Origin of the sequence: Micromonospora avicenniae, from assembly GCF_900156065.1 — a bacterium.
In the GTDB taxonomy this organism is placed as follows: domain Bacteria; phylum Actinomycetota; class Actinomycetes; order Mycobacteriales; family Micromonosporaceae; genus Micromonospora; species Micromonospora avicenniae.
On sequence record NZ_FTNF01000004.1, the window covers coordinates 152,521 to 165,395 of the forward strand.

At 70.6% G+C, this 12,875-nt stretch carries 13 protein-coding genes; 9 read left to right on the top strand and 4 right to left on the bottom strand.

Annotated features, from left to right (window positions below):
• Positions 1 to 17: 17 nt before the first annotated feature.
• The 4 genes from BXA10_RS08655 to BXA10_RS08670 all read right to left on the bottom strand — a co-directional run bounded on the left by BXA10_RS08655 (position 18) and on the right by BXA10_RS08670 (position 4,036).
• Positions 18 to 1,283 (bottom strand): MFS transporter, encoded by a 1,266-nt coding sequence (locus tag BXA10_RS08655; protein WP_076469541.1) that lies wholly within the window; start codon positions 1,281 to 1,283, stop codon positions 18 to 20.
• 166 nt (positions 1,284 to 1,449) lie between these two features.
• Complete coding sequence (locus tag BXA10_RS08660) at positions 1,450 to 2,013, bottom strand: GerMN domain-containing protein (protein ID WP_076469543.1); 564 nt, start codon at positions 2,011 to 2,013, stop codon at positions 1,450 to 1,452.
• Positions 2,010 to 3,365, bottom strand: a complete 1,356-nt coding sequence (locus tag BXA10_RS08665; protein WP_076469545.1) for a sensor histidine kinase — start codon at positions 3,363 to 3,365, stop codon at positions 2,010 to 2,012. The genes BXA10_RS08660 and BXA10_RS08665 overlap by 4 nt, the downstream gene beginning before the upstream one ends.
• On the bottom strand, positions 3,362 to 4,036 hold the full coding sequence (locus tag BXA10_RS08670; RefSeq protein ID WP_076469547.1) for a response regulator transcription factor: 675 nt from the start codon (positions 4,034 to 4,036) through the stop codon (positions 3,362 to 3,364). Before BXA10_RS08670 ends, BXA10_RS08665 begins: the two co-directional genes overlap by 4 nt.
• Before the next feature lie 158 nt (positions 4,037 to 4,194).
• Between BXA10_RS08670 and BXA10_RS08675 the strand changes: the two genes are divergently transcribed.
• The 9 genes from BXA10_RS08675 to bla all read left to right on the top strand — a co-directional run bounded on the left by BXA10_RS08675 (position 4,195) and on the right by bla (position 12,872).
• Positions 4,195 to 4,506, top strand: a complete 312-nt coding sequence (locus BXA10_RS08675) for a GlsB/YeaQ/YmgE family stress response membrane protein (protein WP_076469549.1) — start codon at positions 4,195 to 4,197, stop codon at positions 4,504 to 4,506.
• Positions 4,507 to 4,578: 72 nt separating this feature from the next.
• Positions 4,579 to 5,145, top strand: coding sequence for an STAS domain-containing protein (locus BXA10_RS08680; RefSeq protein WP_076469551.1), 567 nt, complete (start codon positions 4,579 to 4,581; stop codon positions 5,143 to 5,145).
• Between the two features lie 61 nt (positions 5,146 to 5,206).
• Positions 5,207 to 5,497 carry a BON domain-containing protein gene (locus BXA10_RS08685; protein WP_076469553.1) on the top strand — a complete coding sequence of 97 codons (291 nt, stop codon included), beginning with the start codon at positions 5,207 to 5,209 and terminating at the stop codon, positions 5,495 to 5,497.
• A 61-nt stretch (positions 5,498 to 5,558) separates the two neighbouring features.
• On the top strand, positions 5,559 to 5,939 hold the full coding sequence (locus tag BXA10_RS08690; RefSeq protein ID WP_076469949.1) for a YccF domain-containing protein: 381 nt from the start codon (positions 5,559 to 5,561) through the stop codon (positions 5,937 to 5,939).
• Between the two features lie 422 nt (positions 5,940 to 6,361).
• Positions 6,362 to 7,909 (top strand): multiple monosaccharide ABC transporter ATP-binding protein, encoded by a 1,548-nt coding sequence (gene mmsA / locus BXA10_RS08695; RefSeq protein WP_076469555.1) that lies wholly within the window; start codon positions 6,362 to 6,364, stop codon positions 7,907 to 7,909.
• Positions 7,906 to 9,204 (top strand): multiple monosaccharide ABC transporter permease, encoded by a 1,299-nt coding sequence (gene mmsB, locus BXA10_RS08700; protein ID WP_076469557.1) that lies wholly within the window; start codon positions 7,906 to 7,908, stop codon positions 9,202 to 9,204. The genes mmsA and mmsB overlap by 4 nt, the downstream gene beginning before the upstream one ends.
• A gap of 49 nt (positions 9,205 to 9,253) precedes the next feature.
• A complete protein-coding gene (locus BXA10_RS08705) occupies positions 9,254 to 10,357 on the top strand; it encodes a substrate-binding domain-containing protein (protein ID WP_076469558.1) in 1,104 nt (367 codons plus the stop codon).
• Positions 10,358 to 10,466: 109 nt separating this feature from the next.
• Positions 10,467 to 11,696, top strand: coding sequence for an ROK family protein (locus tag BXA10_RS08710; protein ID WP_076469950.1), 1,230 nt, complete (start codon positions 10,467 to 10,469; stop codon positions 11,694 to 11,696).
• 237 nt (positions 11,697 to 11,933) lie between these two features.
• Entirely contained in the window at positions 11,934 to 12,872 is a 939-nt protein-coding gene (bla, locus tag BXA10_RS08715; RefSeq protein ID WP_076469560.1) for a class A beta-lactamase, read from the top strand.
• Positions 12,873 to 12,875: the final 3 nt, after the last annotated feature.

Here is a 12,875-nt window from a genome sequence, read left to right on the forward strand (position 1 = left end):
GGGCGCAGCCGGCGCCGTCAGATCCCGGCCGGCGCCGGCTGCGCCCGGTGGGTGGCGCGCGGCGTGCCGGCGCCACGGATCGGCGTGCACAGTCCACCGAGCGCGACCAGGACGCAACCGGCGCCCGCCACGAGCATCACGGCGGTGACCCCGAACCGTCCCGCCGCCCAGGTCAGCACCGCGGCGCCGGCCGGTCCCAGTGAGTAGTGGGTGCTCCAGAAGGCGGACGTGACCCGGCCGAGCAGATGGTCCGGGGTGATCTCCTGCCGCAGCGACATCGAGGAGATGCCACCGACGCTGATACCGCACAGGTACACGGCGGTCAGCACGGTCACGGCGCGCACGTCGCCCACCAGGCCCACACCCGCGAGGGCGAGGCCGCACACAAGTTGCGCACCGACCCACGCCGTGCCGAAGCCGCGGCGGCGGCGCAGTGGCGCCACCAGCAGCGCCCCGGCGACGGTGCCCAGCGCGGCCAGACCGAGTACGGTGCCGACCGTACCGTCGGTGCCGCCCAGGTCGTGCTTGACGTGGTAGACGAGCACGTCGGTGAAGCCGTAGGTCAGGAAGATGAAGACCGCCAGCAGCACGGTGAGGGCGCGCAGCACGGGTTGCCGCCAGAGGAACCGCGCTCCCGCGAGGAACTCGGCAAGCGGCTTCTCCCGCCGTACGACGCCTTGCACCTCGCCGCGCGGCCGGAACCGGATCATCCGCAGTCCGGCGGCCGACACGGCGAAACTCAGGGCGTTGACGGCGAGCGCCACCGAGGGGCCGAGCCGGGCCGAGACCACCCCGGCGAGCAGCGGCCCGGCCACCGCCGCCAGCGCGAAGGTGGCCTGCAACCGCCCGTTGGCCTCGGTGATGCGGTCCCGGTCCACGAGGGCCGGTACCGAGGCGACCGCGGCGATCTGGAAGAGCATCCCGGCCGCCTCGCAGATCGGCAGCACGACGAAGAGCAGCCAGACCTGCGGCCCGGCGAGCCAGGCCAGTGGAATGAGGCCGTAGAGCACGAGGCGTACGACGTCCACGACGATCATCAGGGTGCGCCGGTCGTACCGGTCGACCAGGACGCCGCCGAACATCCCCGCGCCCACCGACGCGACGCCGGCCACGGCGGTCAGCAGGCCCATCTGCGCGACCGACCCGGTGGCGTGCAGCACGAGCAGCGGGACGGCGAGGAACGCGAACGCGTCGCCCGCGGCCGAGAGCGACTGCGCGAACCAGTACGTGCCGAAGGCGCGGTCCCGCCACAACGAGCGGGAAGCCGTCGTGCCACTGCTCATGGCCGCAGGCTACCGGGACGCCGAACGGAACGTACAACTCGCGAGCTTGATACCGCAGAGGAATTTTTATGACTCTGAGGTATCAAGCTCACCAGGTAGACAGGCTGCTCCGGGCGCGGCCGTCCGGGCCCGGGCACGACCGGCGGCGTGCGGGAGCCGACGGGGATCAGCGCACCGGCATGAGCGGCGCGTAGTCGGCGGCGCCGAGCGGGTCGCGGGAGAGGGAACCGTCACCCCGCGGTACGTCCAACGGCCGCCCGTCGCGTCGGAACGAGACCCGCCGCACGTCCGACCGGGTGGTCAGCGTACAGACGATCTGACCGAAGGCGAGCACCTCGTCGCTGCGGCCCGTCTCCTCACCGGCCGCCCGCACGTCCACCTCGGCGAGGGTGCCGTTCATCCGTACCCCCGCCACGGTGACCGTGCCGGGCAGCGCGCTCGCGAAGCCGGCCTCCCGCTCACCGGCGGCCGGTCCGGCCAACAGGTGCTGGAGGTGGACGTCGACACCCGGCAGGGCGTCCACCCGCCGTACCGCGCGATCGAGCCGGTCCTCACGGACGAAGCAGAGCGTCTCGGTGACCCGCCCCGAGGCGGCCGTCGGCCCGGCGGTGCCCGTCGTCGGGAACGAACCGGGCGGCGGCTGTACGCGGCGAGGCTCCTCGTCGACCGGCACCCCGCAGCCGCCGAGGAGCCCGACGAGCAGTGCCCCGGCCAGGAGGCGGCGGCTCACGGCAGGACCCCCGGCAGCTCGACCCGGAACCTCGCGCCACCCTCCGGACGCTCGGTCACGCCCGCGCGTCCACCGTGCGCGGCGGCGTGCTGGGCGACGAGCGCAAGTCCGAGACCAGTACCGTCGCTGTTCGCGCGGGCGTGCGCCGCCCGGCCACGGACGAAGCGGTCGAAGATCACCTCTCGGTCGGCGGCGGGCACACCGGGGCCGTCGTCGTCCACCTCCAGCACACCCGTGTCGGGCGGCCGGACGGACAGGCGGACGGCGACCGCGCCGCCGCCGTAGCGGGCCGCGTTGTCGAGCAGGTTCAGCAGGATCTGCTCGAACCGGCGTCGGTCCACCCGCCACTCGGTCGCCGGGCCGGGCCCGGCCGCCACCAGGCCGTCGGGAAGGGCGCGTGCCCGGCAGGTCTCCCGGGCCAGCGTCACCACGTCGACGAGTTCCCGCTGCGCGGGCTGCTCGGTGCGGGCGAGCTCGATGAGGTCGTCGACCAGGCGCTGGAAACGGCTGATCTCCTCGGCGACCAGCCGTGCCGCGGTCGCCGTACGCTCGTCGTGGTGTTCCCGCCGGCGGGTCAGGACGCTCGCCGCCGCGGCCAGGGTCTGCAACGGCGAGCGCAGCTCGTGGCTGACGTCGGCGGCGAAGCGGCGGTCCCGGTCGATGCGTTCCACCAGCTCGTCGACCATCCGGTTGAACGACGTCGACAGCCGGGTCAGGTCCGGGTCGGTGGCCGCGTCGAGGCGGGTGGTGTAGTCGCCGGCCGCGATCCGTTCGGCGGCGTCGGCCACCGCGGTGAGTGGACGGACACTGTGCCGGGTCGCGTACCACCCGAGGGCCGCGCCGGAACCGGCGGTCATGATGGCCACGGCGGTCAGGGTGAGCGCCACCACCTGGAGCGTCCGCGCGACCTCGCGCAGCGACGTGAGTTCGTAGTAGCTGGTGGTGTCGGACAGTGGGACGCCGACGAGCAGGGTGGGCTGCCCGGCCACCGTGATCCGCTGCACCGCGGCCTCGCCGGAACGGACGACGCGTTGCAGGTCGGCCGGGATGGGGCTGCCGTCGGTCTCGGCGGAACGGCTGTGCCACTGGCCGTCCCGGTGCAGCAGGGGACGGCGACCGGTGCCGGTGTCCAGGGACCGCAGCACCTCCACGACGTCCGGGTCCTCCGTGTCGAGCCCGGTGCGCACCACGGCCGCGTCGAAGTAGGCCGCGCGTACCGCGGTGCGCTCGCGCTCCTCCAGCAGCGAGTGCCGGGTCAGGTCGTACGAGAAGAGCGCCATCGACGCGGCCAGCAGCAGCGCACCGACGGCGAACGCGGCGGTGACCCGAGCACGCAGTCCGAGCCGCTTCATCGTTGCAGTTTGTAGCCGAGGCCCCGGAGCGTGACCAGGTGCCGGGGGTTGGCCGGGTCGTCCTCGATCTTCTGCCGCAGCCGTCCCACGTGTACGTCGACCAGGCGCTCGTCGCCGGTGTCGTAACCCCAGACGCGTTGCAGCAACTGGCGGCGGGACAGCACCCGGCCGACGTGCTCGGCCAGCTCGCAGAGCAGTCGGAACTCGGTTCGGGTGACCGGCACGATCCGCCCGGCCCGGCGTACCTCACCCTCCTCCGGGCTGACCTCCAGCTCACCGACGACGTGACTGCTGACCGGCGTAGTCCCGGCGCGGCCCCGACGCCGCAGCGCCCGCAGTCGCGCCGACAGTTCCTTTATCGCCACCGGCTTCACCACGTAGTCGTCGGCGCCGGCCTCGAGTGCGGCGACGATGTCGTGGGTGTCGTCCCGGGCGCTGACCACCACGATCGGCACGTCGTCGTCGCGGCGTAGCTGCCGGATGTACTCGAAACCGTCCATGCCAGGAAGCATCAGGTCAACCAGCACGTTGTCCGCCGGGTCGGCGCGCTGCCGTTGCAGCCCCTCCTCCGCGGTCGCCACCCCGTACGCCCGGTAACCCTCCTCTTCGAGCGCGAGCAGCAGTGCCAGCCGGATACGGTCGTCGTCCTCGATCACCAGAACGGCCGTCATACCGGCATCATCCCCAACCGGCGCGGGCTGGCCCAACCGTGACCGCCGTTCCCCTGATTTGTCACACAACTGTCATGGAACCGAGCGACCACCTCCAAGATCGTCACACAGGGTGGTATTCGGGTCGCCTGCCCGGCGACGCGACGAAGGAGGGGCACGTGAGTGGCAGGGTGCTGGTCAGCGCGCTGGTCGTCGGGCTCGCCGTCGGCCTGATCGGGCGGTGGGCGGTACCCGGGCGGCGTGCGGCGCCGCTCTGGCTGACGGTCTCCCTCGGCGTGGCCGCCGCGCTGCTCGGTTCGATCGTCGCGCGGCTGGCGGGCACGGACATCAACGAACTTCCCGGCCCCCGGCTGACCATCCAGGCAGCGTGCGCGGCGGGCGCGGTGCTGCTCGCTCTCCTGACAGCCGGCCAACGTGACGGCGGCCACTCCACCGTCGCGAACCCACCCGACGCCGGCCGACGCCACTGACGAACCGCTCACCCGCGGGCCACCCGGCCGATCTCCGGCAGGGGCCGGCGGAACGAACGAAAGGAACTGGCGATGACCGTCGTACCTGCGGATCACCTGATGACTCTGATCTGCGACGGCTGCGGCGACACGATCACCGGCGCGGCTCCCGTCCTGCCGGACGCGGAGGTCGTCTGGACCTTGGTGTTCTCCAACGACTGGGTCGGCTCCCCGTTCGCCTCCGGCCCGCACCACTGCCCCCGGTGCAGCCTGAACCTGCCGGCGGACGGCACGGCCGCCGGGGACTTCGTGGGGCGGGAGCGGGCGCTCGGGATCGACTACCTGGACGAGGTGGGCGGCGAGCCGGCCGCCACCGAACGCGACCCGCAGGAGGTGCTCCGGCGCGCGCTGCGGGAGGCGGTGGAGCACGGCGACCGGGTCCTCGTCGACCTCAGCGAGGTGCAGGTCATCGACTCGGCGGGGCTCGGCCTGCTCGTCCGCGCCCATCAGGAGGCACGGCAGCGGGACATCACGCTCTGCCTGGTCGCGCCGTCCCGGTTCGTCCTGACCGTGCTGCACACCATGCGCCTCGAAGGGATCTTTCCCGTCGTGGAGAGCCGCGCGGCGGCCCTGCGCGGGCTCGCCGACACCTCCCCCTGACCCAGCCCGGCACGGCCGCCTCGAACCGGATCCACCCAGTTGGCCCACCCTCGGAGGAACGATGATTCTGCCCTGGCCCGACGACGCGCTGTACCGCTACCTCCAGGAACCGGAGCCGGCGAGCGACGACGTGCGGCTCGCCGCGCTCGTCGCGCAACGACTGGCCATCGACTGGACCACCCGTCACCAGCAGATCGAGGTCACCGTGCAGAACCGGGTGGTGATCCTCTCCGGCACGGTCGCCAACCTGGAGGTCCGCCGGGTCGCCGGTGAGCTCGCGTGGGACGTCCCGGGTGTCCTCGACGTCTGCAACACCCTCCGGCAACCGGGCCGCCGGCGCCTACGGGGATGACCGGTTCGGCCCCACCCACCGCCTTCGGGCGACGTGGCGTACGCCGGTCATGCTGTACATCATGATCCGTTTCGTGTTGAACGTGCTGTGGCTGATCTTCGGTGGCGGCATCGTCCTGGCGGTCGGCTACGGCATCGCCGCGCTGATCTGTTTCGTGCTGGTGGTCACCATCCCGTTCGGTGTCGCCGCGCTACGCCTGGCGAACTACTCGCTCTGGCCGTTCGGCCGCACGCTGGCGCCGAGGCCCGGCGCGGGCGTCGCGTCGGGGCTGGCCAATGTCCTGTGGGTGGTGCTGGCGGGCTGGTGGCTGGCGTTGTCGCACGTCGTCGCCGGGATCACGCTCTGCATCACGATCATCGGTATCCCGTTCGGCATCGCCAACTTCAAGTTGGTGCCGGCGGCATTCTGGCCGCTGGGACGCGAGGTCATCGATACGCCCTGAGCCGGGGCGGAAACCGACCAACCGGTCGCCTCGGCAGAATCCGTGCATGCCCGCCGTTCACCTTCAAGCGGGCACGGACCGCACACGGACGAGAGGGCGATGTCGGGCCCTCAGGATGGCCTGCCATGATCATGCCTGCCGCGCGGCCGGCACCGGAGGACCCCGGTTCCGAGTCAGGCCCGGAGACGCGACGACGAGCGTATGCCCACCGTCACTATCTGCTACGGGTGTGGCACGGATCGCACCGTCCGACGTGGTGACCAGGGCAGACGCGGGTTCATTATTACCGGGTTGTTACGGAATTAATGGGCCCCCAGCTTGCGAACGGTCCTCTGGTCCAAATACGTTGCCGACGGCAACAAAACCAGTAGGGCCAGACGCTTCCCGGAGGCATCCATGACGTTGGCGAGGTGGTGCGAACAATGAGCGACGTACCGATCCTCCTGGAGATGCGCTCCATCACCAAGGAGTTCCCCGGGGTCAAGGCCCTGTCCGACGTGAACCTGGTGGTGCGCGCCGGCGAGGTCCACGCGATCGTCGGGGAGAACGGCGCAGGCAAGTCCACGCTGATGAAGGTTCTCAGCGGGGTCTATCCGTACGGCAGCTATGACGGTGACATCGTCTACCGGGGCGAGGTCTCCCGTTTCGGGGACATCCGGGCCAGCGAGCGGGCCGGGATCGTGATCATCCACCAGGAGCTCGCCCTCATCCCGCACATGTCGATCACCGAGAACATCTTCCTCGGCAACGAGCCTCGGAAGAACGGTGCGATCGACTGGAAGGCCGCGAACCGGCAGGCGCTGGAGCTGATGGCCCGGGTCGGCCTGCGGGAGGACCCGGACACTCTGATCAAGGACATCGGCGTCGGTAAGCAGCAGCTCGTGGAGATCGCGAAGGCGTTCGCCAAGAACGTCAAGCTGCTCATCCTCGACGAGCCGACCGCGGCGCTGAACGAGGACGACTCGCAGCACCTGCTGGACCTGCTGCGCGGCTTCCGCGAGCGCGGCATCACCTCGATCATCATCTCGCACAAGCTGAACGAGATCGAGGCGATCGCCGACCGGATCACCATCATCCGCGACGGTCACACCATCGAGACGCTGGACGTCAAGGGCGACGGCGTCGACGAGGACCGGATCGTGCGCGGCATGGTGGGTCGGGAGCTGCACAGTCGCTTCCCGGACCACGAGCCCAAGATCGGCGAGGTCTTCTTCGAGGTCCGCGACTGGACCGTCCGGCACCCGATCTCCGCCGAACGGCTGGTCGCCAAGCACTCGAACTTCGTCGTACGCCGCGGCGAGATCGTCGGGTTCGCCGGCCTCATGGGCGCGGGTCGCACGGAGCTGGCGATGAGCGTCTTCGGCCGCTCCTACGGCGTCTACGAGTCCGGCACGATCTACAAGGACGGCAAGGAGATCGTCCTCAAGACGGTGGCGGACGCGATCGCCAACGGGCTCGCGTACGTCAGCGAGGACCGCAAGGCGATCGGCCTCAACCTGCTCGACGACATCAAGACGTCGACGACCGCCGCCAAGCTGTCCAAGATCACGCACCACGGCGTCATCGACGAGGTCGAGGAGTACCAGGCGGCCGAGGCGTACCGCCAGAGCCTCCGTATCAAGACCCCGACGGTCGACGAGGGTGTCAACAAGCTCTCCGGCGGCAACCAGCAGAAGGTCGTCCTGGCGAAGTGGATGTTCACTGACCCGGACCTGCTGATCCTGGACGAGCCGACCCGCGGCATCGACGTGGGTGCCAAGTACGAGATCTACGGGATCATTCAGCGGCTCGCCGACCAGGGGAAGGGCGTCATCGTCATTTCCTCGGAACTGCCTGAGCTGATCGGGCTCTGCGACCGCATCTACACGGTGTCGGAAGGCACCATCACCGGCGAAGTCGCCCGGCAGGACGCAGACCCGGAGAACCTCATGAAGCTGATGACCTCGACTAAGAAGATGCAGACACGATGAGCCGACTCAAGGATCTTCAGAAGAACCTCTTCGGAGGGACCACCTCCAACGCCCGTCAGTTCGGGATGATCTTCACGCTGGTCGCGATCGTCGTCCTGTTCCAGATCCTCACTGACGGCCTGACCCTGCGATCGGACAACCTGATCGCGCTGTTCCAGCAGAACTCGTACATCCTGATCCTGGCCATCGGCATGCTGATGGTGATCGTCGCCGGGCACATCGACCTCTCGGTCGGCTCGATCGCGGCGTTCACCGGCATCATGGTGGCCAAGGCGATGGCGGAGTGGAACCTGCCCTGGCCCGTGGGGATTCTCTTCGGCCTCGCGATCGGCGCGCTCATCGGCGCCTGGCAGGGCTTCTGGGTCGCCTACATCGGGGTGCCGGCGTTCATCGTGACTCTGGCGGGCATGCTGCTCTTCCGCGGCGGCAACCAGTTCATCGGCAACGCGAACACCGTCCCGGTGCCGGAGGGCTTCCGGGTGATCGGCTCCGGCTTCCTGCCCGAGACCGGCCCGGACACGGGTTACAACAACCTGACGCTGCTGCTCGGCCTCGCGGCCGTCATCGCGATCGTGTGGCGGGAGCTCAAGGGGCGCCGGACCCGCAAGGAGATGAACGCCGAGCCGATCCCGATGTGGATCTCCATCCTGCGGATGGTCGTCATGGTCGGCGTGATCGTTTTCGTCACGCTGCGCTTCGCCAGCGGCCGGGTGGGCACCAGCTTCCCGGTCTCCGGCATCATCCTGGCGGCCCTGGTGCTGGCCTACTCCTTCTACACCCGCAACACCGCGGGCGGCCGGCACATCTACGCGGTCGGCGGCAACCCCCGCGCCGCGGAGCTCTCCGGCGTGAAGCTCAAGCGAGTCAACTTCTACGTCATGATGAACATGTCGGTGTTGGCCGCACTCGCCGGCATGATCTTCGTGGCCCGCTCGGCGGCCTCCGGTCCGCAGGACGGTAACGGCTGGGAGCTCGACGCGATCGCCGCGGTCTTCATCGGTGGCGCGGCCGTCACCGGCGGTATCGGCACCATCAGCGGCTCGATCGTCGGCGGCCTGGTCATGGCCCTGCTCAACAACGGCCTGCAGCTGATGGGCGTCGGCACCGACCGCGTGCAGATCATCAAGGGCCTGGTCCTGCTGCTGGCCGTCGGCCTGGACGTCTACAACAAGCGGCAGGGGCGCTTCTCGATCATCGGGAGCATCACCCGCTCGTTCCACCGGGACACACCGGCCGTACCCACTCCATCGTCGGGAGCGGAGCGCGAGCCCGCCAAGACGACGGTCGCCGGCTGACGACCGCCGGTCGCAATCCACACCACCCCTCAAGAAAGGCAACCACCCAATGCGCAAGCTTCTCGGCAAGTCGATGGCCGTCGGCGCCATCGCCTTGCTTGCCCTCACCGCCTGCGGCTCCGGCCGCGACGGAGGCTCCAGCGGGTCGGACAGCGGCGGGAGCAAGGGCTTCGCGGCCAACTCGCTGATCGGTGTCGCCCTGCCGGCCAAGACCTCGGAGAACTGGGTCCTCGCCGGTGACCTGTTCACCAACGGCCTGAAGGAGGCCGGCTTCCAGCCGAACGTGCAGTACGCGGGCGCGTCGACCACGGTCGCCGACCAGCAGGCCCAGATCACCTCCATGGTCACCAAGGGCGCCAAGGTCATCGTCATCGGCGCGACCGACGCCGCGCAGCTGTCGACCCAGGTCGCCGCCGCGCACCAGGCCGGCGTGAAGGTCATCGCCTACGACCGGCTGATCCTGAACACGCCGGACGTCGACTACTACGTCGCGTTCGACAACTTCAAGGTCGGCCAGCTCCAGGGCCAGGCCCTGCTCGACGGCATGAAGGCCAAGAAGCCGAACGGCCCGTACAACATCGAGCTGTTCTCCGGCTCGCCGGACGACAACAACTCGAAGGTCTTCTTCGACGGCGCGATGAGCGTCCTCAAGCCGGAGATCGACAAGGGCAACGTCGTCGTCGCCTCGGGTCAGAAGGACATCAAGCAGACCGCCATCCAGGGCTGGAAGGCCGAGGGTGCGCAGGCCCGCATGGACCAGCTGCTGACCTCGACCTACGGCAACAAGGAGCTGGACGGCGTCCTCTCCCCGAACGACACGCTGGCCCGCGCGATCCTCACCTCGGTGAAGGGCGCCGGCAAGCCGATCCCGGTCGTCAGCGGCCAGGACTCCGAGGTCGAGTCGGTCAAGTCGATCGTCGCCGGTGAGCAGTACATGACGATCAACAAGGACACCCGCACCCTGGTCAAGCAGACCATCGACATGGTGAAGGCCCTGCAGGCCGGCAACGCCCCGCAGGTGAACGACACCACCACCTACAACAACGGCGCGAAGGTGGTCGACACCTTCCTGCTCCCGCCGGTCGCCGTCACCAAGGCGAACGCGGCTGAGGCGTACGCGAACGACCCGAAGCTCGCGCCGCTGACCAAGTAAGTAGCACCACAGGTAGAGACGTCGGGTCCCGGGATATTTCCGGGACCCTTCGTCTTCCTGGAGCCGACGGCACCGACAGACGGAAGGAGGTGCGGCTGTGCGCCCCCCGCTGTCCGCTCTCCACCGAACCGGTGGTACCCCGGCCGTCCCGGCGCCCCCCACGTCCGGTGCCAGCCAGGAGGAGATCCGCCGCCAGAACCTCGGAGCCCTGCTGCGTCACGTCCACGTCCACGGTCCGACCTCCCGGGCCGAGTTGACCGCGCGGCTCGGCCTCAACCGCAGCACCATCGGCGCGCTCGCCGCCGACCTCGCCGCCGCCGGCCTGGTCACCGAGGGAGCGCCCGTCACGACCCGCCGCGGACGCCCCTCGCTCGTGGTGACCCCCCGCTCGAGCCGCGTGTACGCGCAGGCGCTCAGCATCGAGCCGGACAAGTTGCGCGCCGCCCGAATCGGCCTCGGCGGTCGGGTCCTCGACCTCCGTGACACCCCGCGACCCGCCGGAACGTCCGCCGTCGACGCCGTCGGCACACTGGCCGCCCTGGCACACGAGATGGACCGCGACGTCGCGGCGGATTCGATCCGGGTGGGCATCGCGGTCGCCGTCACCGACACGACCCGCGACCGGGACGGACGGGTTCGCATCGGCGGCCCGGACGAGAGACTGCGCGCCGCGATCGGCGCGGCCTTCGGTGACGGCCGGACCGGACCCACCGTCCTCGCCGGCGACCTGGCCGACATCGCCGCGCTCGCCGAACACGTCCGGGGCGCCGCCGCCGACGTGGACGACCTCATCTACCTGCACGGATCCAGCGGCGTCAGCGCCGGCATCATCATCGAGGGCCGGCTCGTCGTGGGCCATGGAGGTCGCAGCGGCAAGGTCGGCCACATGGTGGTCAACCCCGACGGCCTGCCCTGTGAATGCGGCTCCCGTGGCTGCTGGGAGACCGAGATCGGCGAGGCCGCGCTGCTGCGGCACGCCGGGCGCGATCCCGGTACGCCCGACGGGGTGTCCGAGGTGCTGCGCGCGGCGGCCGACGGGGAGCCGGCCGCCACCGCCGCGGTCGAGCGGGTCGCCGACTGGCTCGGCTTCGGCGTGGCCAACCTGGTCAACGTGGTCAACCCCGACGCCGTGGTGTTCGGCGGATCGCTGCGCGAGGTCTACCTGGCCGGCGCGGACGTCGTCCGGCGGCGCCTGGACGAACTGGCGCTGCCGGCCTCCCGCGAGCACGTGCAGCTACTACCGGCGGCGCTCGGCCCGGACGCCGCCCTGATCGGCGCCGCCGAGCTCGCGTTCGCGCACCTGCTGGCCGACCCGCTGCACATCGGCACGGCCGCCTGACCCGACCAGCCGGGTCGGGTCTCCGGACCCGCCCGTGGACCTGCCACGCCTCCGCGCCGCCGCCCGGCCTCGAATGCGACAGGCGAAGACGGCGAAACGCCCGCGCCGGGCCCGTGGTCGACGTCGCCGCCCCCAGCGCGGGACGTCCCACCGGGAATGCAACCCGCGGTCGGCGTGCGCGCGTGTTCCTTCTCGACAGCGATGACGGGCACGTCCACGACGCCTGGAGGTACGGCAATGGGGTTCCCGAGGGTACGCGGCGGCGCCGTCGTGACCTGCGCGGCGATGATCCTCGCCGGGCTCACGGCCTGCGGACCGGACGGCAGGCCCGACGCGCCAGCCGCCTCAGGTGCCGCGTCGGCGCCCGCCACCGGCGCGCCGCCGACACCTGCGGCAGTGGATCGGGAGTTCCGCCGACTGGAGACCGAGTTCGACGCCCGGCTCGGCGTCCTCGCCGTCGACACCGGGACCGGAACGACGGTGCAGCACCGGGCCGACGAGCGGTTCGCGTACGCCTCGACGTTCAAGGCGCTGGCCGCCGCCATGCTGCTCGACCGCACCTCGGCGACCGAGCTCGACCAGGTCGTCCGCTACTCGCGGAGCGACCTGGTGGCGCACTCCCCGATCACCGAGCAGCGCGTCGCGACGGGGATGCGGCTGCGCGACGTGGCCGACGCCGCGGTCCGCTACAGCGACAACACGGCAGCCAACCTCATGCTGGGTCACCTGGGCGGCCCGGACGGATTCGAGCGGGAGCTACGACGGCTCGGCGACACGACCACGGAAGCCGACCGCTACGAGACGGCGCTCAACGAGGGACGGCCCGGTGACCGGCGGGACACCACCACACCCCGGGCCTTCGCCACGGATCTGCGTGCGTACGCCGTCGGCGACGCGCTGAGTCAGGAGGACCGGGACGTCCTCAACGGGTGGCTGCGGAAGAACACCACAGGTGACGCCCTGGTCCGCGCCGGCGTGCCCGCGGGTTGGACGGTCGGCGACAAGACCGGCGGGGGCGGGTACGGCACCCGCAACGACATCGCCGTTCTCTGGCCGCCGGAGGGGGCGCCGATCGTCCTCGCCGTGATGTCGAGCCGCGACGCGGAGAACGCCGCGTACGACGACGCGCTCATCGCCCGGGCCACCCGGGTCGTCGTCGGCGCGCTGCGGCCCTGAACC